Here is a 22,156-nt window from a genome sequence, read left to right on the forward strand (position 1 = left end):
GGGATCACTCTCCAGTGGTGTCGCGCTGCAGCAGCGCGAGGAACATGGCATCTGTGCCGTGGCGGTGCGGCCAGAGCTGCACGCGACCGGTGCCGTCCGTGGCCAGGTCGATGGGGCTCTGGGCGACCGTCGACATCACCGCTGCGGCATCGAGCTCCGTGATGTCATTGCGCGTGCGTAGGGCTTCTGCGACGATGCCGGAGGTTTCCGCGAGGTGCGGCGAGCAGGTGACGTAGGCGACGATTCCGCCGGGTGCCACGGCATCGAGCGCGCCGGAGAGCAGCTGCGCCTGGAGAACCGCGAGCTCTGCGACGTCGGAAGGTGATTTCCGCCAGCGGGCCTCGGGACGTCGGCGCAGCGCACCGAGTCCTGTGCAGGGGGCATCGACGAGGATCCGATCGAATCGGCCCGGGTTCGCCGCCGTGAGCTCGCGTCCGTCCTGCTCGTGCACGACCACTTCGCCCGGCACGGCCTTCAGCGCGCTGCGCACGAGTCCGGCGCGGGTGGGAATGACCTCATTCGCCTCGAGCGTCACATCGTGCTGCCGGGCGATTGCCGCGAGGAGCGCTGTCTTGCCACCAGGGCCGGCACACAGATCCAGCCACTGCTCCCCCGGAGCGATCGGCTTCGCCGCCGCCAGGGCCAGGGCGACCAGCTGAGATCCTTCGTCCTGCACGCGTACTGTTCCTCCGGAAGCGCGGATGATCGTGTGCGGGTCCCCGCCCGGTGAGCCGAATGCGGTGCGTGCGTAGGGGCACGGAGGCACTCCGGGCTCGGCGAGGCCGGGGAGAGCGACCAGCGTCACCTCCGGGGAGGCGTTGTCAGCTTCCAGGAGCGCTTCGAGCTCATCGGCGCGCCCCTCGGCGGCCAGGGCGCGGCGCATCGCCCGGATGATCCACACCGGGTGCGCACTCGTGAGGCCGAGGCGCTCATCATCGGACCGGGCGCCCTGCTCGATGCGCTCCTGCCACTGGCCTGGTGTGTCGCGCGAAATACGGCGGAGCACCGCATTGGTGAATCCGGCGGGCCCGCGACCGAGTTCGGCGGCGACGAGGTTGACGGATTCGTTGACGGCGGCGTGAGAGGCCACCCTGGTGGCCAGCAGCTGGTGCGTCGCGAGACGGAGAGCGCCGAGCACAGCGGGATCGATCTGATCGATCTCGCGACCGGCCGCTATCGCGATCACGGCGTCGTACATCCCGCGCCGTCGAAGCGCCCCGTAAGTGAGCTCTGTCGCCAGGGCTGCATCCTGCGGGGTGAGGGATGCCGAAGTGATCGCCGAGGGCAGCAGCAGATTCGCGTAGGCGTCGGAGTCGCTCACGGCGCGCAGCACGTCGTACGCGACACGACGTGCGGGCTGAACCCGGCGGGCCGACGATGCGCCCGTTCGGTCGCGCCCGCTGCGGGCGGGGCGTCGCTGGGGGGCGCTCACGATCCTGCTCGCAGGGTGACATCGCTGCGGACGCCGCGCCACCAGTCCGTCGCGCTCATGGCCTGCTTGCCTGCCGGCTGCACGCGCGTGACGGCGAGCGGCTCGGTGGCGGTGCCGATCAGCACCGCATGCTTCGTCGCGGTGATCTCCCCTGGGGAGAGGTCGCCGGGTTCGGTCGCGCCCTCAGCATCTGTCGCAGGTCCTGCGGCGAGGACTTTCAGGCGCTGCCCGTCGATCGTCGTATGTGCCCCGGGCTCGGGGGTGACTCCGCGGAACCGTGCGTACACCTCGTCGAAGGGTCGATTCCACTCCAGCGCACCGTCATCGAACGCGAGCTTCGCCGCTGTCGTCGGTTCACCCTGCTGAGGGTGGGCGACGGCGGTGCCACCGGCGATGTCGGCGACGACCTCGGCCATGAGCTGCGCACCATCGTCGGCAAGTATCCCGAGCGCGACATCGGCGGTTGCATCGCCGGGGACATCCACGGTGCGCATCGCGAACACGTCGCCCGCGTCGAGCGCCGGCACGATCTGGAAGACGCTGGCGCCCAGCTCGGCATCACCGGCGATCAGTGCGCGCTGTACGGGCGCAGCGCCCCGCCACATCGGAAGCAGCGAGAAATGCAGATTGATCCAGCCGTGATCGGGCGCCGACAGCAGCGGTTCGCGCACGAGTCCGCCGTAGGCCACGATGACGCCGAGTTCGGGCCGAAGCGCCGTGATACGGCCGGTGGCCTCGTCATCCAGGCGCGCGGCCTTGATGATCGGGAGTCCGAGCTCTTCGGCGACCAGGGCGACCGGCGAAGGGGTGAGGACCCGCTTGCGACCGAGCGGCGCATCCGGGCGAGTGACTACCGCGGCGATATCGTGCAGTCCGGCCAGCGCTCGTAACGTCGGGGCGGCTGCCGCTGGTGTGCCGGCGAAAACGAGGCGCATAAAGGTACTCCGGAAAGGATCAAAGCTCAGGATCGAGCATATCGAGGCGAACGGACAGCGGGACGCGATTGCTCTGCCCACGACCACGCCGACGCTTCACGGCCTCGGCGACGACAGCCGCGCGCAATCGGGTCGCGACGGCGGCGCCGGCGGCGTATTCGAAGCGCACGAGGGCACGCACGCGCCCGTCGTCGCTGTTGGTGTCGTTCTCGATCGGGACCGGGCCGAGGATCGCGTCGGAAGGCAGGGGCAGTTCGCGAAGCACGTCCAGGGCCCTCGAGACCGATGCCGGCTGGCCTTCGACCAGTCCGACACGCGTCGCGGGCGGCAGATGCAACGGTGCGCGGCTGTCGAGCTCGGAGCGGGCATAGGCCGGCTGCGTCCAGGTCGCCAGAGCTCGACCGATCGGCCCGTCGACGCCGACGAGATGGATCGGCGCCCCGGGAGCAGCGAGCGCGGCCGCGTTGGACCACCAGCGCAGGCACGACTCGCCGATGCGCAGGTCGGGGGCTTGCAGCATCCGCGTGCCGTCCAGCAGCAGGACGGCACGGTAGCCGCCTTCGGCGACCGGTTCGGCACCGCGGGTGGCCACGACGAGCGCGGGCTTGGCCGACACGGTTTCGACCGGATGCGCGCCGTCCGCGACGATCACGCGCACACCGGCGAATGCCCGGCCCAGCTCATCCGCGGTGCGCTCGCTTCCCGAAGAGGACAGGCGCAGCTGTGCGGAAGAGCATGACGGGCAGCGCCAGGCCTGTGCCGAGCGACCGCACCACCCGCATACGGGGACGGCACCGCGGTGCGATGCGCCCAGCGGCCCACCGCAGTGAGCGCAGCGGGCCGGGGCCCGGCACTGCGCGCACACCAGCGTCGGCGAGAAGCCGGGGCGTGCGACCTGAACGAGAACAGGTCCTTCATCGGTGGCCTTGCGTGCGGCCGAGAATGCGCTCGAATGCACGCGCTGGGCCGGCTGCTCCATCTCCTGGGGGCTGCTAAGCACGACGCGCGGCAGGACACGGCGCTCGGCGTGCACGTCTGTCAGCCACCCTCGCTGAACGAGACGCTCGACGTCTGTGGTTCGGGTGTGACCGGCAAAAAGAAGCGCCGATCCCTCCTGCTCCTGGCGCAGGAGCATCGCGTCTCGGGTGTGGACGTATGGGGCGAGAGGCTCGCTGTAGAGCGGATCGCCATCGTCCCAGATCGCCACCAGTCCCGCCCGGACAGGGGCGTACACCGCAGATCGATTGCCGACGACGATGCAGGGGGCGTCCTCGAGCGTGCGGAGAAACCCGCGGTACCGATCCGGGTTGGTCTGCCGGGAGTCGTGGCGAACGATCGCGTCGGCAGGAACGAACGTCTCCAGTGTCGCCAGCAGCCGATCGAGATCTCGATGATCGGGCACAGCGATGATCGCCGAGGAACCGGATGCCAGTGCCCGACTCGCAGCGGCGGCGAGCAGCTCTGTCCAGCTCAGAGTCTCATCACGAATACCCGGAATCGCTTCGACTGCGGCGCGCCCGTGTTCATCGAGCACAGCGCTGAGGCCGGTGTACTCCGCGAGGACGGCATCCGCGCGCTGCACATCATCCGCTGACGGCACCGGGGTATCGGCATCCGCCTTCCACGCCTTCTCGACCCGTACCTGACGTTTCGGGATCACCAGGCGCAGGATGTCCGACGCCGAACCGGCGGCACGGTCGGCGACCCGGCGCGCGAGTCGGTACAGCCGATCCGGGAGCACCGGAACGAGCGAAACGACGCTCTCCAGCGTCGAAAGCGGGCGCTCGGCGTCATCCTCTTCGTCGATCTCCACGACGTAGGCGTCGACCATACGTCCCGCTGTGCGCAGGGGCACTCGGACGCGCGCACCGATCGGTACATCGCCGAGTTCGTCCAGCAGGACGTAGTCGAAGAGGCGATCCAGCTGCGGAAGCGGAGACTCCAGCAGCACGCGCGCGATACGCCGACTCAACGCCGAACCCCGCGCGAGTGCGTGCGCGACCCGCGACTGTGCATTACAGCCCCGCGGCGCGGCGCAGTTCGTCAGCGCGGTCCGTGCGCTCCCATGTGAAGTCGGGCAGCTCGCGACCGAAATGACCGTAGGCGGCCGTCTTCCGGTAGATCGGGCGCAGCAGATCAAGCTGCTCGATGATGGCCTGCGGCCGCAGATCGAAGACGTCACGGATCGCGCGGGTGATCACCTCATCGGAGACTTTCCCCGTGCCGAAGGTCTCGACGTACAGTCCGACGGGACGCGCGACACCGATCGCGTAGGCGACCTGGACCTCGAGTCGGTCCGCGAGACCTGCCGCGACGGCGTTCTTGGCAACCCACCGCATGGCGTAAGCACCGGAGCGGTCAACCTTGGAGGGGTCTTTTCCGCTGAACGCGCCGCCGCCATGGCGGGCTGCTCCGCCGTAGGTGTCGATGATGATCTTGCGACCGGTGAGGCCGGCATCGCCCTTCGGACCGCCCGTGACGAACGGGCCTGCAGGGTTGATGAAATAGCGATCGCTCGCGGGCATTTCGAGGCCGGTGCTCTCGAGCACCGGATCGATCACGAGTCGGCGCACCTGCTCCTGCAGTTCGTGCTGGGAGACATCGGGGTGGTGCTGGGTGGACAGCACCACGGCGTCGATCGTCTTCGGTGTGAAGCCCTCGTAGCCGAGCGTGACCTGCGTCTTGCCGTCGGGACGCAGGAAGTCGAGCTCACCCGAGCGGCGAACCGCGGTGAGCCGCTCAGCGATCCGATGCGCGGTGTGACCGGCCATCGGCATGAGTTCCGGCGTCTCGATGGTCGCGAAGCCGAACATGATGCCCTGGTCGCCGGCGCCAAGACCATCGAGCGCATCGCTCGAGCTGCCGTCGCGATGCTCCTGCGCGAGGTCGACACCGTGCGCGATGTCTGTGGACTGCTCCCCGACGGAGATGCTCACGCCACACGAGTCGCCGTCAAATCCGGTCTCGCTGGAGGTGTAACCGATCCCGTTGACGACCTCGCGGACGATCGTGGGGATGTCGACGTACGCCTCGGTGCGGATCTCGCCGGCGACGTGGACAAGCCCTGTCGTGACAAGGGTCTCCACAGCCACCCGCGAGCCGGGGTCTTTGGCGATCAATCCGTCGAGGATGCTGTCCGAGATCTGATCGCAGATCTTGTCAGGGTGTCCCTCGGTGACGGACTCGGAGGTGAAAAGGCGCAGTGCGCTCATCGAGGAAGCGGCCCTCACTCGGCGTGGCGAAGGCGGAGCTTGTCCTCGTTGATCTCGTGGAGCGCAATGGTCAGCGGCTTGTCCTCGACGGACGAGTCGACCAACGGTCCGACGTTGTCGAACAGGTTGCCCTCGTGGAGATCGGCGTAGTAGTCGTTGATCTGGCGGGCGCGCTTGGACGCGTAGATGACCAGTTCGTACTTCGACTCGACGCGATCGAGCAGGTTGTCGATGGGCGGGTCGATGATGCCCTTGGTGTGGTGTCCGGCCATGGTGGGACCTCCAGATCAGGCGACGGGTTCGTCGCGAAGTCGATTCGGCGGGCGCGTAAAAGCGATCAGCGCGCAGTAGCCTCAGACAATTCTACGACCTCCCGCGCTGCTGCGGCGACGTCCTCGTTCACAATGCGGTAATCGAACTCGCTCTGCGCCGCCAATTCGACCTTTGCGGTGCGCAGACGACGGGCCCGTTCTTCTTCGTTCTCGGTGCCCCGCCCGACCAGGCGGTGCACCAATTCGTCCCAGGACGGCGGGAGCAGGAAGATGAGAGTCGCCGACGGTTCAGCCGCCCGGACCTGCCGCGCACCCTGCAGATCGATCTCGAGCAGCACCGTCTTTCCGGCGGCCAGCGCATCGGCGATGGGTGCGCGCGGAGTCCCATAGCGGGACTTGTTGTGCACGACCGCGTATTCCAGCAGCTCATCATCGGCGATCAGACGATCGAACTCGTCATCGCCGACGAAGTAGTAGTGCACGCCGTCGATCTCGCCCGGGCGTGGTGGGCGTGTGGTGGCCGAGACCGAGAGGTGGATCTCGGGGTTGTGCTCGCGGATGTGCGCGGCGACAGTGCCTTTGCCGACCGCGGTGGGCCCCGCGAGGACGAGCAGGCGGCTGCGTCCTGCGCGCGGCGAAGGCTGCGGGAATCGTTCGTCGAGCCAGCGCGTGAGACTTGTGCGCTGGCGCACGCCGAGGCCGCCGAGTCGCTTGACCGGGGCGATCTCGAGGTCAGCGAGGATGCGGTCGCGCTTGCCGACGCCGATTGCGGGCAACGCGACAAGGAAGTCGGTGATCCGCATGGATCCGGCCACGGAGTCGGCGTCGTCGAATGCGTGAGCGGCGACCGCCTGGGGCGTCACGACGCGCATCGTGAGATCGCGTTTCAGCGACGCACGTGCACGGCGCCGCTCGACGGCGCGGCGTGCCGCCGCCGCCCGATCCACCTCGGGGACAGTGCGTTCGGAACCAGCGCGCTCAGACATCGAGAGCCTTTCGATAGTCGGCGACACGTTCGTCGATCGCCAAGGCGAGCCCATCGGGACCAGCCGAGAGGATGCTCCGGCTCTCCGAGGCGATGACCGTCGCTGCAGCGGTGCCGAAGCGTCCGCGCAGGTCAGCAGGTCCGGCGCCCTGGGCGCCGAAGCCGGGACCGAGAATGGGAGCCGGCGGGGAGAACGGTGCGAGGCCCGCTGCGGTCCAGTCCACGGTTGCCCCGATCACGAAGCCGAGACTGCCCCACTCGCCGGCCGGCGTGCTGTGCGCATTGCGCGTGCTGACCTGCGCCACGATCTCCGCCGAGACCGACTGGGCTGCTGCGGTCTGCGCGCGCTGTACGGTCGTCGCTTCGGGGTTGCTGGTCGCAGCGAGGACGAAGACGCCCTTGCCGTTGCGCTGTGCCAATTCGAACGTGCTCTCGAGTGCGCCCACTCCCAGGAAGGGATTCACCGTCAGAGCATCCGCCTCCAACGGCGAGCCGGAGCCCAGCCATGCTGCCGCGTACGCATCCATCGTCGTGCCGATGTCGCCGCGCTTGGCGTCGGCGATAACGATGAGACCGGCCTCACGTGCCGCGCGGAGAACATCTTCGAGTGCGGCGATCCCGACAGAACCGAAGCGTTCGAAGAATGACACCTGCGGCTTGACGAAACCGACTCGATCAGCTGCGGCATCCACGGTGCGCAGGCCGAATTCACGCACTCCCCGAGCAGACTCGGAGAGCCCCCACGCGCTCAGCAGACCGGCATGCGGATCGATGCCGACGCACAGGGGGCCTCGCGCACGCAGCGCGAGGCGAACCCGCTCCCCGAATCGCTCTGGCGATGTCTGTCGTGTCACAGAGCCGCCTGCCGGTCGAGCGCGTACTCCTGGAGGCTCTTGACATCGAACCCGGTGTCGGCGGCATCCATACCGCTGACTGCAGCACCGAGCACCGCCATCGTGGTGAACAGCGCCTTGTCCGCCGCGACCGCCGCTGCGCGGATCTCGTAGCCGTCGGCACGCGCGGCCCCGCCGGAAGGCGTGTTCACGACGATGTCGATGGAGCCGTTGTTGATCAGATCGACGACGTTCTCCGAGCCATCTTCCTGAGTCTCGCTGTATTTCGCCACCGCCGTCACGGCGATGCCGTTGCGGGAGAGGACTTCGGCAGTTCCCTCGGTCGCGACCAGCGTGAAGCCGAGCTGCTGCAGACGATGCGCGGGAAGGATCACAGCGCGCTTGTCCGCATCGGCGACGGAGATGAACACCGTGCCGGATGTCGGCATGCCGCCGTAGGCTGCGGCCTGGCTCTTCGCGAACGCCGTCGGGAAGTCCTTGTCGATGCCCATGACCTCACCGGTCGAGCGCATCTCGGGGCCCAGCACGGAGTCGACGATCTTGCCGTCCTTGGTGCGGAACCGCTTGAACGGGAGAACGGCTTCCTTCACAGAGACCGGTGAGCCCAGCGGAACCCGTGAGCCGTCCGAGGCCGGGAGCAGCCCCTCTGCCTTCAGATCTGCGATCTTGTCCCCCACCATGACGCGGCTGGCAGCCTTCGCCATCGGGATCCCGAGCGCCTTCGAAACGAAGGGCACCGTGCGGCTGGCGCGCGGGTTCGCCTCGATCACGTAGAGCACGCCCGCGCTGATCGCGAACTGCACGTTGAGGAGGCCGCGGACACCCACGCCCTCGGCGATCGCGAGCGTCGCCTCGCGGACACGGTCGACATCGCTGCGACCGAGCGAGATCGGAGGCAGGGTGCAGCTCGAGTCGCCGGAGTGGATGCCGGCCTCTTCGAGGTGCTCCATCACTCCACCGATGTAGAGCTCGTCACCGTCGTACAGGGCATCGACGTCGAGCTCGATGGCGTCGTCGAGGAACCGGTCGACGAGCAGCGGCGTGCCGGGGCCGACGATGACCTCGCCGCCGGTGCGCACGAAGTAGTCGCGCAGGCTCGGGGTGTCGTAGACGATCTCCATGCCACGGCCGCCGAGCACGAAGCTCGGACGAACGAGAACGGGATAGCCGATGTCCTCCGCGATCACGACGGCACCGTCGACGTCAGTGGCCGTACCATGACGCGGGGCCACGAGACCGGCCTTGTCGAGCAGCTGCGAGAAGAGCTCGCGCTCCTCGGCGATGTCGATCGCTTCCGGGCTCGTGCCGAGGATCGTGTAGCCGGCTGCCTCGATGCCTTTCGCGAGGCCGAGTGGCGTCTGTCCACCGAGCTGGCAGACGACACCGAGGATCGTGCCGCTGGCGGCTTCGGCATCCAGCACTTCGAGAACGTCCTCGAGCGTGAGCGGCTCGAAGTAGAGGCGGTCCGAGGTGTCGTAGTCGGTCGAGACGGTCTCGGGGTTGCAGTTGACCATCACCGTCTCGTATCCGGCATCCGACAGCGCGAACGACGCGTGGACGCACGAATAGTCGAACTCCACACCCTGGCCGATGCGGTTCGGGCCCGATCCGATGATGACGACCTTGGTGCGCTCGGACGGCGCCACCTCGGTTTCGAAGTCATAGCTCGAGTAGTGGTATGGCGTGAGTGCCGGGAACTCCCCCGCACACGTGTCGACCGTCTTGTAGACCGGGCGGATGCCGAGGCCGTGACGCACGCCGCGGACCTCGGCCTCGCCGATGCCGCGCAGCTGGGCGATCTGCGCATCGGAGAAGCCGTGCTCCTTCGCGTGGCGGATCACGTCGGCGTCCAGCTCGTCGGCCGTGTGCACGGATTCGGCGACCTCATTGATCAGGACGATCTGGTCGAGGAACCACGGGTCGATCGCGGTCGCATCGAACGCCTGCTCGATCGTCGCTCCCTTGCGCAGCGCCTGCTGCAGCACGACGATACGGCCATCGGTGGGCGTCTTCGAGATTTCGAGCAGCTCCTCGACGGACCGGGGCTCATCGCCCCAGTGGAAGCTGGAGCCGCGCTTCTCGAGCGAGCGCAGCGCCTTCTGCAAGGCGGTGGCGTAGTTGCGGCCGATCGCCATCGCCTCGCCCACCGACTTCATGGTCGTGGTGAGCGTGGCGTCGGCGGCGGGGAACTTCTCGAACGCGAACCGCGGCACCTTCACCACCACGTAGTCGAGCGTGGGCTCGAAGCTCGCCGGGGTGACGCCGGTGATGTCGTTGGGGATCTCGTCGAGGCGGTAGCCGAGGGCGAGTTTGGCTGCGAGCTTGGCGATCGGGAAACCGGTCGCCTTCGATGCCAGGGCGCTCGAGCGCGAGACGCGCGGGTTCATCTCGATGACGATGATGCGGCCGTTGGACGGATCGACGGCGAACTGGATGTTGCATCCGCCGGTGTCGACGCCGACGGCGCGAATGATGTCGATGCCGATGTCGCGCATCTTCTGATACTCGCGGTCGGTCAGCGTGAGGGCCGGAGCGACCGTGATCGAGTCGCCCGTGTGAACGCCGACCGGGTCGACGTTCTCGATGGAGCAGACGACGACCGTGTTGTCGGCGGTGTCGCGCATGAGCTCGAGCTCGTACTCCTTCCAGCCGAGGATCGACTCCTCGAGCAGGACCTCATTCGTCGGCGAGTCGTGCAGACCTGCTCCGCCGATGCGGCGGAGGTCCTTCTCGTCGTACGCGAACCCGGAACCGAGACCGCCCATGGTGAAGCTCGGGCGGACCACGAGCGGGTAGCCGAGCTTCTCCGCTCCCGCGATGAGCTCATCCATGGTGTGGCAGATGACGGATGCTGCGACATCCGCGCCAGCCTCGAGGACGAGCTCCTTGAAGATCTGACGATCCTCGCCCTTGTTGATGGCCTCGAAGTTCGCACCGATGAGCTCGATGTCGTACTTCTCGAGGATCCCGTGGTTGTGGAGGTCGATTGCGGCATTCAGCGCCGTCTGACCACCCAGGGTGGGCAGAATCGCGTCCGGGCGCTCCTTGGCGATGATGGTCTCGATGACCTGCCAGGTGATCGGCTCGATGTAGGTGGCATCCGCGAAGTCCGGGTCGGTCATAATCGTCGCCGGGTTGGAGTTGACCAGGATGACGCGCACGCCTTCTTCGCGCAGCACGCGGCAGGCCTGGGTTCCGGAGTAGTCGAATTCGCACGCCTGCCCGATGACGATCGGGCCGGAGCCGATGACGAGGACGGAGTTGATGTCGTCGCGCTTTGGCATTACTTTGCGTCCTTCTGCGTGGAGATGACCAGCTCGGCGAAGCGGTCGAAGAGGTAGTTGGCATCGTGCGGGCCGGCGGCGGCCTCCGGGTGGTACTGCACGGAGAACGCGGGCAGGTCGAGGGCGCGGAGCCCCTCCACGACGTTGTCGTTGAGGCCGATGTGGCTGACTTCGACCTTGCCGTACCCGTTCGGGCTGTCGAAGGTCCCCTCCAAGGGCGCCTCGACGGCGAAGCCGTGATTGTGCGCGGTGATCTCGACGCGGCCCGTGGACTTGTCGAGAACCGGCTGGTTGATACCGCGGTGGCCGAACGGCAGCTTGTACGTGCCGAGCCCGAGGGCGCGGCCGAGCAGCTGGTTGCCGAAGCAGATGCCGAAGAACGGCAGCCTGTCGTCGAGCACAGCGCGCAGCAGAGCGACGTGGTCCCCTGATGCGGCAGGGTCGCCGGGGCCGTTGGAGTAGAACACGCCCACGGGGTCGATCGCCTGGATCTCATCGAACGTGACATCCTGCGGCATCACGTGCACGTCGAATCCACGCGCGGCGAGGTTGTCGATCGTGGCCTGCTTGACCCCGAGGTCGAGCACCGCGAGGTTGCCGATGCGCTTCCCGAGCGCCGTCGTGATGGTGGGAGCGTCGACGGACACCTGTGCAGACAGATTCTGTCCGCTCATCTGCGGCGCCTGCTGCACGATGCGCAGCTGCTCATCAGCATCGAGTGCGGCATCCGCCCCCGAGAAGATACCCCCGCGCATGGATCCGGCCGCGCGGATGTGGCGCGTCACGGCGCGCGTGTCGATCCCGCTGACGCCGATGATGCCGTCTCGGACGAGAATCTCGTCCAGCGAGGCGTTCGCACGCCAATTGGACACCACTCGCGAGGGGTCTCGCACGATGTAGCCCGCGACCCAGATGCGTCGGGACTCGGAGTCTTCGTCGTTCATGCCGGTGTTGCCGATGTGCGGTGCGGTCTGCAGCACGATCTGGCCGGCGTAGGAGGGATCGGTGAGGGTCTCCTGATAGCCGGACATCCCGGTCGCGAAGACGACTTCGCCGAGGGTCGTGCCTTCGGCGCCGTATGCGCGGCCGGTGTGCCGGGTTCCGTCTTCGAGGACGAGGACGGCGGATGCCCGGTTGGTCAGAGGATGTGAGCTGGTCAAGACATGGCTCCTGTGTCGGGGGCGGGGGTGAGCCGCTGCAGTTCTGAGATGAGAGTGTCGGGGTTGCCGCTGACGGCCCGCAGGTAGGAGTCGACGATGGTGTCGGCATCCACCCGCCAGGCGATGCGGACGAGTCCGCCGGGTTCGACCACCCGGTCGATGGTGACGGTGGCGCGATCGACGGCTTCGATATTGTCCGTGGCGAAGAAGACCGTGGGCGATCCGTCGAGGCAGAGCGCCGCACCGCGGTCGGTGACGGCGAGCTCTCCGCGCGCACGATATGCCAGCGGCTTGATCGCGAGGCGCTCGAGGGGCGCATCGTGACGAGTGGTCGAAACGTAGAGCACCTCGTGACGGCTCGTCACCTCGGCGTGCTCGGGAACGCCCAGTGGCGCGGTGTAGACGGCATCGCGTCGCAATCGTCGTCGCCACGCGAACAGCATCGCGAGCAGAATGAGGACTGCGACAGCGATCGTGATCGCGACGGCGAGGTCCCGTGCACTCACGAGATCAGCTCCGAGACGACCTCGCCGGCGGCGAGCGTGACGACTCCGTGATGGATGGTCCACTCCACCCGCCCGGGGAGGTTCCGCCCGAGGTACGGCGAATTCTCGCTGCGACCGTGCAGATCGGCAGTGGTGAACTCCCCCGCCGCGGACGGATCGTAGAGCGTGATCTGTGCGGGCTGTCCGACCTCCAGCGGCGTGCCGTGCCCCTCGAGCATTCCGATGCGCGCAGGGGTCGTGCTCATCACGCGTGCCACATCCGTCCAATCGAGGAGCCCGGTCTGCACCATCGACTGATGCACCACGCGCAGAGCGCTTTCGAGGCCCACCATGCCGTTGGCGGCGGCCTGCCATTCGCATGCCTTGTTCTCGCTGGGATGCGGTGCGTGATCGGTTGCGACGATGTCGATCGTGCCGTCGGCGAGTCCTTCGCGGACGGCGAGCACATCTTCTTCGCGGCGCAGCGGCGGGTTGACCTTGAAGCGCGCGTCATATCCGCGCACGAGTTCGTCGGTGAGTAGCAGGTGGTGCGGGGTGACTTCGGCGGTGACGTTGACGCCCCGCTTCTTCGCCCAGCGGATGATGTCGACCGAGCCTGCCGTGGAGAGATGGCAGACGTGCAGGCGCGAGCCGACGTGCTCGGCGAGCAGCACATCGCGGGCGATGATCGACTCCTCGGCGACTGCCGGCCAGCCGGCGAGCCCCAGTTCCGCCGAGACTGCGCCCTCGTTCATCTGGGCGCCCTCGGTCAATCGCGGATCCTGGGCATGCTGGGCGATGACTCCCCCGAACGACTTCACGTATTCGAGAGCGCGTCGCATGATCAGCGGATCGAAGACGCAGAAGCCGTCGTCGCTGAACACACGCACCTTCGCGCGGGAGTTCGCCATCGCGCCGAGTTCGGCGAGCCGCTCGCCCTTCTGCCCGACGGTGACGGCGCCGATCGGCTGCACGGTGGCGTAGCCCGCCGCCTCACCGAGCGCGAGCTCCTGTTCGACAACGCCCGCGGAGTCGGCGACCGGCGAGGTGTTGGGCATCGCGAAGACAGCGGTGAAGCCGCCGGCAGCTGCGGCCCGAGTGCCGGTGAGGATCGTCTCGGATGCTTCATATCCGGGCTCGCGCAGGTGCGTGTGCAGATCGACGAGTCCCGGCAGTGCCACAAGACCGTCAGCATCGATCACGCGTGCGCCGTCGCGGCTGATTCCGCTGCCGATCTCGGCGATCTTCCCGTCTTGAACGAGGATGTCGGCGCCATCGGCGCCCAGCATGCGCGCTCCGGTGATCACGAGGGTCTCGGTCACAGGTCTCTCCCTCGTTCGTCGTTTCGTTCTCCTGCGAGCAGCAGGTAAAGGACGGCCATTCTCACGGACACCCCGTTTGTCACCTGCTCGAGCACCGTCGAGCGCGGTGAGTCCGCAGCCTCCGACGAGATCTCGAGGCCCCGGTTCATGGGCCCGGGGTGCATGACAATGCTATCTCGCGGCAGCGACGCCGCGCGTACGGCATCCAGGCCCCACGTGCGGGAATACTCCCGCTCACTGGGGAAATATGCGGCGTTCATGCGTTCGAGCTGAATGCGCAGCATCATGACGGCGTCGGGACCATCGGCGAGAGCTTCGTCGAGCGAGTACAGCACGCGTACCGGCCACTTCGTGACGTTCTGGGGCACGAGGGTCGGCGGCGATACGAGCGTGACCTGCGCGCCGAGTGTCGCAAGCAACCAGACGTTCGATCGCGCGACGCGGGAGTGTAGCACGTCGCCGACGATGACCACGTGGATGCCGGTGAGATCCTTCCCGCGGCTATCGGCGCCGAAACGGCGCTTGCGGATCGTGAAGGCGTCCAGCAGCGCCTGGGTCGGATGCTCGTGCGTACCGTCGCCGGCATTGACCACACCGGCCGAGATCCATCCGCTCGTTGCGAGCGTGCGCGGGGCCCCGGAAGCCGCATGACGGACGACGACGGCATCCGCCCCCATCGCCTGCAGGGTCTGGGCGGTGTCCTTCAGGCTCTCGCCTTTGGAGACGCTGGAGCCTTTGGCGGAGAAGTTGATGACGTCGGCGGAGAGGCGCTTGGCCGCTGCTTCGAACGAGATGCGCGTGCGCGTGGAGTCTTCGAAGAAGAGGTTAACGACGGTCTTGCCGCGCAGCGTTGGAAGCTTCTTGACCTCGCGCGACTGCGTATCGGACATGTCTTCGGCGACATCGAGGATGCGCAGAGCGGTCTCGCGGTCGAGAGTCTTGGTATCGAGGAGATGTCTCATGCGCCGATCGTCACCTCGTCCACGCCGTCGTATTCATCCAGACGCACATTCACGCGCTCTGCGCTGGCCGAGGGGATGTTCTTGCCGACGAAGTCAGGGCGGATCGGCAGTTCTCGGTGGCCGCGATCGACGAGAATCGCGAGGCGCACGATGGCGGGTCGCCCGATGGACTGGATCGCGTCCAGCGCTGCGCGGATGCTGCGACCAGAGAAGAGCACGTCATCGACGAGAACGACCGTCTTGCCGTCGATGCCGCCGGAGGGGATCTCGGTCGGCTGCGGGGAGCGAGTCGGATGCTTGGCGAGGTCATCTCGGAAGAGCGTGACATCCAGTGACCCGACCGGGATCTCGGTGTCGGAGATCGAGGCGATCAGCGCGCCGAGCCGCTCGGCGAGGGCGACGCCGCGAGTGGGGATCCCGAGCAGCACCAGATCTGCCGCACCCTTGTTGGATTCGAGAATCTCATGGGCGATACGGGTCAGTGCCCGCGAGATATCGGCTTGCTGCAGCACAGTGCGTGCGCTCATCAGCCGCTCCCTTCTCCGCCTCTCTGGACGGTGTTAAAGGTTGCTTGCGCTGTCAGTCTACTGGCACGCTGTGGACATGAGCGACGACGAGGTCCCGTCGAGGAGTGCCGAGTCTGCGAGCCGTCGAACCGAATCCGTGGACACCACCGACTCGATGCCGTTCAGTCGGGGCGTCTCGTTGTACGACTCCATCTACGGATTCGCGATGACACTTCTGATCGCGAACGTCGATCCACCTCCCGTGAGCGCCTGGCAGAGTCTTGAGAGCCTCCTCGCATCCGGCGTCGGAACACAGCTGCTCGGATTCGCGCTGAGCTTCATCGTCATCGCCGTGGTCTGGCGCGCCAACGTCCGCCTGACGCGTCGCCTTTCCGGTACAGACGGCCCCGTCACCGCGTTGAACCTCCTGGCCGCGGCGCTGGTCATCCTCATCGCCTTCACCACGCAAGGCATCAGCGATCCGGTGGCGACCGAATTCGCTCTTCCCACCGCGCTCTACGCCGTGAACATCGCGGCCGTGTCGCTGACCCAGACGATCACGTATCAGGTGGCTCGCGCGCGCGGGCTCGAGGATCCGCAGCGACCGGATGCGCAGAACAGGATCGAGACGCTCGCGGCGCTCATCACGCCCGTCGTGTTCCTGGCATCCGTGCCGGTGGCGCTGTTCATCGACGCGAACACTGCCAAGCTCACCTGGCTGATTCTGATCGTGCTGAATCCACTCTCCGACGCGCTGGTCAGGCGCCGAGTCGCAAAGCGTCGTCGGTAACAGGGCAGCGCTGAGCGCGGATTTCGTGCCCTGTTGTGGTCAGGCACTTGCCGGTCTTCAGATCCCACTTCCAGTCATGCATGCTGCACGTGAGGATGCCGTCATCATCGACCTTGCCGGTCTTGGTGAGGTCGGCACGCAGGTGCGGGCAGCGGCGCTGGACGACCCAATCTCCGACCTCGGCGTCCTCGGTCTGATCGGTCTGCTCGGAGTACCAGTTCTCGACGTATTCGATGCGATCGACCGATAGGCACTTGAGGAATGTGGTGAGGAACTCGTTGAACTTGCCGCTGCGGCCCACGGAGAACTGCATCGACAGGAAGATCGAGTTCGACCAGTCGATCTCGTGATCGCGGATGTTCGTCGAGACGAGGTCCGCGGGAATCGTGTACCAGTAGATGCACTCCTCCCCCGCGTATTCGCGCACTTTGGCCTTGGGAAAATCGACCACCATGTCGAGGTCGCCGATGCGGAACCGCACACACCCGCCGACACCGAGACGGATCGTGCGCGACTTCTTTAGCAGCGGCTCCCACCAGCTCTTGAGGGCCGCGAGAATCTCGTCGGCGGGCAGTGGCTCTGCCCGCTCGGCCTCCTCGTCGCGGATCTCCTGCTGCCGGCCAGCGCGCTGACCCTCGAGGTACTCCCACTTCTCGTCGAAGATGTGATCGATCTCGTCCTGGCTGTACAGCGTCTGCTCGATCGAGGACAGCGCTCGATTCTCGAGAGTCACGACAGTGCCGGGAACGAACAGCTGCCCGTCGTACTGCGGCGCGAGCTCTTTCAAATGCGTGATGAACTGCTTCTGATCGGTGAAGATCGACTCGCCGTTCTTGCCGAACCCGTTGTACGCGAACAGCTCGTCTCGCAGGAACATCGGCGGGCCCGCCATCGGGAACACGAGGGGTGCATCGACTTTCTCGATGTAGTACATGGCGCGTTTGTTCTGCGCTTCGCGCTTGAGCCGTGCGAAGTTCTGCTTGGCATCCAGTGGCAGGTCGTAGACCATCGGCCACCAGATCGCTCCGGAGGTCTGTGTGAAATAGGCATCGGGCTTGCCGAAGCTCAGCAACCTGTCGAGATCGAGCGGATGCGAATCATTCTGATTGAGCACGGATGCCGTGCCATCGTCGACACTCAGTGACGAGTCACCGATCGGACCGTCACTGGGGGCGCGCAACGGGGTGATCATGATCTTGAGGTCGCCGCGCTCGATCACCTGGCCCGCCGGAGCGTAGGTGATGTTGGTGTAGCCGAGGGAGCGGATGTCCTGCTCGAGATCGTTGATCGGGTACTCCGGCAGGAGTACCTCGATGTCACGGCGGATATAGCACTGCAGCAGCTTCGGGTCGAAGTGATCGCGGTGGCGGTGCGAGATGTACAGGAAGTCGGCTTCGGCGCCGAACTTCTCCCAGTCGAGGCCGCGGTTGTCGGGGAACGGGAACCAGGAGCCGAAGAAGGAGGGCCCGAGCACCGGGTCGCAGATGATGTTTCCGCCGACGGTCTCGATGAACATCCCGGCGTGGCCGAGTCCGGTGATCCGCATTGCACTCCTCCTGAGGTGGACAGCTCGATTCTACCGGCGGCATGCTCACGACCAGCCGAGCGTGGCCGTGGATATCGGTCAGGCCTCGAATAGCCCGCGGATGTCGTCGGCGGTGAGCGACTGCGCGAACAGCGCTTCATCGTCCATGACCGCGGTGAACAGCCGCGCCTTGCGCTGCTGAAGGGCCAGCACCTTTTCCTCGATCGTGCCGGAGGAGATCATGCGATAGACCATCACGGGATTGCGCTGACCGATCCGGTGCGTGCGGTCGATGGCTTGGGCTTCTGCCGCCGGATTCCACCACGGGTCGAGCATGAAGACGTAGTCGGCTTCGGTGAGCGTCAGTCCGAAGCCGCCGGATTTCAGGCTGATGAGGAACACAGGCTGCTTCCCCGTGCGGAACCCGTCGATGACCTGCTTTCGCGCACGTGTGGAACCGTCGAGGTACGCATAGGCGATGCCCGCCTGCTCGAGTCGCGCGGCGGCGAGCTGGAGGAATGAGGTGAACTGGCTGAATACCAGTGCCCGGTGTCCCTCGGCGTGCAGCTCGATGACGCGCTCGACAAGGGTGTCGAGCTTCCGTGAGCCGATCGCTGCGTCAGCTTCGTCGACCAGGCCGGGTGCGAGACTCAGCATCCGCAGCATCGTGAGCGATCGGAAGACGATGAAGCGGTTGCGGTCGAGGTCTTTGAGCAGCCCGAGCACCTTCTGCCGCTCTCGCTGAAGAACCGTGTCGTAGAGCGCGCGATGCGCGGGGCTGAGATCGACGTGCAGCAGCTGCTCCTGCTTTTCGGGGAGATCGGTCGCAACAAGCTCTTTCGTTCGTCGCAGCATGAGCGGACGGATGCGTCTGCGCAGTCGCTGCAGTCGTCGCTGCCGGTACTCGCCGCCCTCTTCGTTCTCGGGGACCTTGCCTTGCTCAATGGGCTGGATGTAGTCCTGCCGGAACTTCCGTGCCGAGGCGAACAAGCCGGGAGCGGTGAGTTTCAACAGCGCCCACAGGTCGCCCAGGCTGTTTTCCATCGGCGTTCCCGTCACGGCGAACGTCACCGGTGCCGGGATGGATGCCACGGCACGATGCTGCTTCGTCGAGGGGTTCTTCACGAACTGCGCTTCATCGAGCACGAGGACTGCCCACTCGGTTGCGGCGTATTCGTCGGCATCGAGTCGCGCGAGGGTGTACGAGGTGACGACGATGTCGGCATCCTGGACGATGTCTCCGGCGGAGGCACCGCGACGGTTCGATGTCCCCTCGACCAGACGCACGCGCAGGGATGGTGCGAACCGCGCTGCCTCTTCCTGCCATGTGGGCAGCACCGAGGTCGGGGCGATGACGAGGAAGGGTCGCTTCTCCCCTGCCGCGCGGGCATGCAGCATGAGGGTGAGCAGTTGGATCGTCTTTCCGAGCCCCATATCGTCGGCAAGGATTCCGCCGAGGCGGTGCTCCCACAGGAACGCGAGCCAGTCGAACCCGGCTTTCTGGTACGGACGCAGTTCCGCGTGCAGCCCAGCGGGAACTGCTGCCGACGGCACACCGTCGGCCGTTCTCAGGCCGTCCGCCGTGGCTCGCCAGCTGGTCGCCGGCGTCGCTTCGTCGGCGAGGTCCTCGAACTCTTCCCAGAGGTCTGTCTGGTACCGGCTGATGCGGGGCGCGGTCTCCCATTCGGCGAGCTCCGTGGCTTCGTCGATGAGTTCGCGCAGGGAGTCCAGCGCGGGGTGCGCGAGCGAGAAGTAGCTGCCGTCGACGAGCAGCAGTTTCGTCCGGCGCATGCTCAGTGCAGTGAACAACGGCGCGAACGGGATGCTGCGGCCATCAATCTTGACGATGATTCCCAGATCAAACCAGTCCGGGTCGCTGCTCTCCACGGTCGACACCGAGATCTCGGGCGCTCCGCTGAGCTCCTGATACGTCTTGGCCTTTCCGACGACGACGGTCGTGATTCCCTGGCTCTTCAGCGCGGGAACGACATGGGTGGCGAATTCGGCGGCGTCCACGTCCTGGTAGGTGCCGGTCGCTGCGAACGGCTCTCCGGTGGCTGTCTGCCATTGCCGCTCCAGCTCGGACAGCGCGGAGGACTCGGCGCTCTCATCGCGCACGCCGTCGCCGGTGGGAGTGAGCGGAAAGCGTCCGTGCCCGGTGTAGGTCCATTCGAACGCGTAGTCGATTCGATCCTTGGGCCGATGAGTGATGACGAGGGTCGCCGTCGGCACCGGCACGGGCGGGAGCTCGATCGTGCCGATGGCCCGCACGGGCACGCGCCGAGCGAGCGCCGGGTAGGCATCGCGCAGGAATGCGGGTTCGTCATCCGCTGGCACCGTCAGCGTGCTGCGCGCGGTGACCAGTGCATGGACGATCGGACTGAGCGCGACCTCCGCGATCGTCACCTGCGCTCTGCTGCCGAGAGGTGCGACGCTGTATATGCCCGAATGGCCGAGCGTGTGCACCGTCGTCGCGTCGATCCGCTGCCCGTCCAGGGTGATCTCCGCCGACACCAGGAGACCGTTGTCATCGCGCTCCACCTCCGCGGCGACAGCCCCGGAGTCTGCGAGTCCCACCGAAAAGCTCTTCTGATTGGTGACGATGGGAATGTCGTAATCCGCACCAGCACGCAGATGGGGCCAGAGCAGGCCGGACTCGACGTGATCGAGGATCAGCCAGTCACCGGCGGTGCCGGACATGAGCGAGTCCCTGGCGATGCTCAGAAGCTCGGAGAACCACCGCAGCTGGTCAGGACGGAACTGCGGGCCGGGCCGGCGCACCACGTCCCACGAGATCGTCCCCTGGATCCATGCACCCGTCGAGACGCTCTTCATGAGCGGACGGATGCCGAGCAGCAGTTCGCCGCTGTTCTTGACCACATCGCGCACTGTGGCCGTGCGCACGGGTCGCGGCGCCCACTGGTGGGCGCCCTGCGCGCCGCGATGCCGCACCTCGATGCCGAGTGCGAGCGGCACGGCCCCGACCTGTGGCCGGGGCGTTTCGAGCAGCAGCCGCCAGGTGGGAACCTGGACCGAATCGACGGGGCCCGACGGCACCGGGACGGGTGCTGCCTCCACCTCGGCGTTGCTCGCGAGCACGGTCGCGACGATGTGCTTGCATCCTCGTCGCACGGGGCAGGTGCAGGTCGTGGAGGTGATCTCGGCGGTCTCGGCGCCCATGGCCACGCGCACGACGCTCCGGTACTCCGCAGCCCCCGATCCCCGCACATCGGCGGCGAGCATCGTGAAGGCGGCGTTCCATGCCTTTCGGAGCACCATGCCGCTTCGGGCATAGGCCCGTCCGCGGTCGAGGCTTCCCGCGTCTGTCACCCGTTGCAAGATGTACAGGTCTATGAGCGGAGCGGGCATACCGGCATCCTCTCGGCGACCACCGACAACGTGATGACTCGGATCAGCTGGCGCGCGCTACGCGGGCGAGCACCCCGTGCACGAAGGCCCCGGAGTCGTCCGTCGAGAACTCCTTGGCGAGTTCGACCGCTTCATCGATCGCGACGGCGGTTGGCACCTCGTCGTTGTACAGGATCTCCCACGCACCCATCCGCAGCAGTGCGCGGTCGACGGTCGGCATCCGATCGATCTTCCAATCACGACTGTGCGTGACGATGCTCTCGTCGATGTCTTCGCCGTGATCGATGATGCCGTCGATGATCTCGCGGGCGTACAGCCACGATGCCTCGCGCGCCGGCTCGCTGGCCGCACGCTTGGCTTCCGCCGCGAGAGTCACACCGAGTGCGTCTCCGCGGACATCCGAGGAGAAGAGAATGTCGAGTGCGCGCTTGCGCGCCTTCGTCCGAGCGCTCACGCCTTACTTCTCGCGACCGAGGTAGTCACCCGTGCGCGTGTCGACCTTGATCTTCGTACCGGTCTCGACGAACAGCGGAACCTGCATCTCGTAGCCGGTTTCGACCGTTGCGGGCTTGGTGCCGGCGGAGGAGCGGTCGCCCTGCAGACCGGGCTCGCTGTAGGTCACCTCGAGGATGACCGATGTCGGCAGCTCGATGTACAGCGGGTTGCCGTTGTTGAGCGCGATCGTGACCTGCGTGTTCTCCAGCAGGAAGTTCTTGGCGTCGCCGACCACGACATCACTGAGGGTGATCTGATCGAAATCGGTCGCGTCCATGAAGACGTAACCATCGCCGTCGGCGTACAGGTAGGTGAAGTCGCGGCGGTCGACGTTCTCGATGTCGACCTTGGCGCCGGCGTTGAAGGTCTTGTCGTTGGTGCGACCCGTGACGACGTTCTTCAGCTTGGTGCGCACGAATGCGCCGCCCTTGCCCGGCTTGACGTGCTGGAACTCCACAACGGTCCAGAGCTGCCCGTCGAGATTGAGGACGACGCCGTTCTTGATATCTGCGGTGGATGCCATGCGGGAGAGTTCCGTTTCGTTGAGGTAGAGGCCATCACTGATCCT

18 protein-coding genes are annotated in these 22,156 nt (G+C 66.5%); 1 reads left to right on the forward strand and 17 read right to left on the reverse strand.

Going from position 1 to position 22,156, the window contains the following annotated elements; genetic code table 11:
• Window positions 1–4: 4 nt before the first annotated feature.
• The 13 genes from ACTIAO_RS07500 to pyrR form a co-directional block, all read right to left on the reverse strand.
• Window positions 5–1,432 carry an RsmB/NOP family class I SAM-dependent RNA methyltransferase gene (locus ACTIAO_RS07500; RefSeq protein WP_441905660.1) on the reverse strand — a complete coding sequence of 476 codons (1,428 nt, stop codon included), beginning with the start codon at window positions 1,430–1,432 and terminating at the stop codon, window positions 5–7.
• A complete protein-coding gene (gene fmt, locus ACTIAO_RS07505; protein WP_441905661.1) occupies window positions 1,429–2,367 on the reverse strand; it encodes a methionyl-tRNA formyltransferase in 939 nt (312 codons plus the stop codon). Before fmt ends, ACTIAO_RS07500 begins: the two co-directional genes overlap by 4 nt.
• 19 nt (window positions 2,368–2,386) lie before the next feature.
• Window positions 2,387–4,339: a primosomal protein N' gene (locus tag ACTIAO_RS07510; RefSeq protein ID WP_441905662.1), complete on the reverse strand. Its 1,953-nt coding sequence runs from the start codon at window positions 4,337–4,339 to the stop codon at window positions 2,387–2,389.
• 43 nt (window positions 4,340–4,382) lie between these two features.
• Window positions 4,383–5,579 (reverse strand): methionine adenosyltransferase, encoded by a 1,197-nt coding sequence (metK, locus tag ACTIAO_RS07515; RefSeq protein WP_441905663.1) that lies wholly within the window; start codon window positions 5,577–5,579, stop codon window positions 4,383–4,385.
• 14 nt (window positions 5,580–5,593) lie between these two features.
• Window positions 5,594–5,851 carry a DNA-directed RNA polymerase subunit omega gene (gene rpoZ / locus ACTIAO_RS07520; protein ID WP_033107065.1) on the reverse strand — a complete coding sequence of 86 codons (258 nt, stop codon included), beginning with the start codon at window positions 5,849–5,851 and terminating at the stop codon, window positions 5,594–5,596.
• Window positions 5,852–5,916: 65 nt separating this feature from the next.
• Window positions 5,917–6,837, reverse strand: a complete 921-nt coding sequence (gene gmk, locus ACTIAO_RS07525) for a guanylate kinase (protein WP_441905664.1) — start codon at window positions 6,835–6,837, stop codon at window positions 5,917–5,919.
• Window positions 6,830–7,690 carry an orotidine-5'-phosphate decarboxylase gene (pyrF, locus tag ACTIAO_RS07530; RefSeq protein WP_441905665.1) on the reverse strand — a complete coding sequence of 287 codons (861 nt, stop codon included), beginning with the start codon at window positions 7,688–7,690 and terminating at the stop codon, window positions 6,830–6,832. Before pyrF ends, gmk begins: the two co-directional genes overlap by 8 nt.
• Window positions 7,687–10,974: a carbamoyl-phosphate synthase large subunit gene (gene carB, locus ACTIAO_RS07535; RefSeq protein ID WP_441905666.1), complete on the reverse strand. Its 3,288-nt coding sequence runs from the start codon at window positions 10,972–10,974 to the stop codon at window positions 7,687–7,689. The genes pyrF and carB overlap by 4 nt, the downstream gene beginning before the upstream one ends.
• Complete coding sequence (gene carA / locus ACTIAO_RS07540; protein ID WP_441905667.1) at window positions 10,974–12,134, reverse strand: glutamine-hydrolyzing carbamoyl-phosphate synthase small subunit; 1,161 nt, start codon at window positions 12,132–12,134, stop codon at window positions 10,974–10,976. The genes carB and carA overlap by 1 nt, the downstream gene beginning before the upstream one ends.
• A complete protein-coding gene (locus ACTIAO_RS07545; protein WP_441905668.1) occupies window positions 12,131–12,640 on the reverse strand; it encodes a PH-like domain-containing protein in 510 nt (169 codons plus the stop codon). The genes carA and ACTIAO_RS07545 overlap by 4 nt, the downstream gene beginning before the upstream one ends.
• Window positions 12,637–13,941: a dihydroorotase gene (locus tag ACTIAO_RS07550; RefSeq protein ID WP_441905669.1), complete on the reverse strand. Its 1,305-nt coding sequence runs from the start codon at window positions 13,939–13,941 to the stop codon at window positions 12,637–12,639. The genes ACTIAO_RS07545 and ACTIAO_RS07550 overlap by 4 nt, the downstream gene beginning before the upstream one ends.
• Window positions 13,938–14,903 carry an aspartate carbamoyltransferase catalytic subunit gene (locus tag ACTIAO_RS07555; RefSeq protein ID WP_441905670.1) on the reverse strand — a complete coding sequence of 322 codons (966 nt, stop codon included), beginning with the start codon at window positions 14,901–14,903 and terminating at the stop codon, window positions 13,938–13,940. The genes ACTIAO_RS07550 and ACTIAO_RS07555 overlap by 4 nt, the downstream gene beginning before the upstream one ends.
• The gene (pyrR, locus tag ACTIAO_RS07560) at window positions 14,900–15,430 is read right to left on the reverse strand and encodes a bifunctional pyr operon transcriptional regulator/uracil phosphoribosyltransferase PyrR (RefSeq protein WP_441905671.1); all 531 of its coding nucleotides are present in this window, start codon (window positions 15,428–15,430) and stop codon (window positions 14,900–14,902) included. The genes ACTIAO_RS07555 and pyrR overlap by 4 nt, the downstream gene beginning before the upstream one ends.
• Window positions 15,431–15,506: 76 nt before the next feature.
• On the opposite strand from pyrR, the gene ACTIAO_RS07565 reads away from it, so the two are divergent.
• Window positions 15,507–16,199: a TMEM175 family protein gene (locus tag ACTIAO_RS07565; RefSeq protein ID WP_441905672.1), complete on the forward strand. Its 693-nt coding sequence runs from the start codon at window positions 15,507–15,509 to the stop codon at window positions 16,197–16,199.
• On the opposite strand, the gene ACTIAO_RS07570 is transcribed toward ACTIAO_RS07565, so the two are convergent.
• The 4 genes from ACTIAO_RS07570 to efp form a co-directional block, all read right to left on the reverse strand.
• Window positions 16,168–17,745, reverse strand: coding sequence for a Rieske 2Fe-2S domain-containing protein (locus tag ACTIAO_RS07570; RefSeq protein ID WP_441905673.1), 1,578 nt, complete (start codon window positions 17,743–17,745; stop codon window positions 16,168–16,170). The two genes, ACTIAO_RS07565 and ACTIAO_RS07570, sit on opposite strands and share 32 nt — an antisense overlap.
• 78 nt (window positions 17,746–17,823) lie before the next feature.
• Complete coding sequence (locus tag ACTIAO_RS07575) at window positions 17,824–21,093, reverse strand: DEAD/DEAH box helicase (RefSeq protein WP_441905674.1); 3,270 nt, start codon at window positions 21,091–21,093, stop codon at window positions 17,824–17,826.
• 43 nt (window positions 21,094–21,136) lie between these two features.
• Complete coding sequence (gene nusB, locus ACTIAO_RS07580; protein WP_441905675.1) at window positions 21,137–21,547, reverse strand: transcription antitermination factor NusB; 411 nt, start codon at window positions 21,545–21,547, stop codon at window positions 21,137–21,139.
• A gap of 3 nt (window positions 21,548–21,550) precedes the next feature.
• Window positions 21,551–22,111, reverse strand: coding sequence for an elongation factor P (gene efp, locus ACTIAO_RS07585; RefSeq protein ID WP_441905676.1), 561 nt, complete (start codon window positions 22,109–22,111; stop codon window positions 21,551–21,553).
• Between the last annotated feature and the right edge of the window lie 45 nt (window positions 22,112–22,156).

The organism is Microbacterium sp., from assembly GCF_052099035.1.
Taxonomy (GTDB): Bacteria; Actinomycetota; Actinomycetes; order Actinomycetales; family Microbacteriaceae; genus Microbacterium.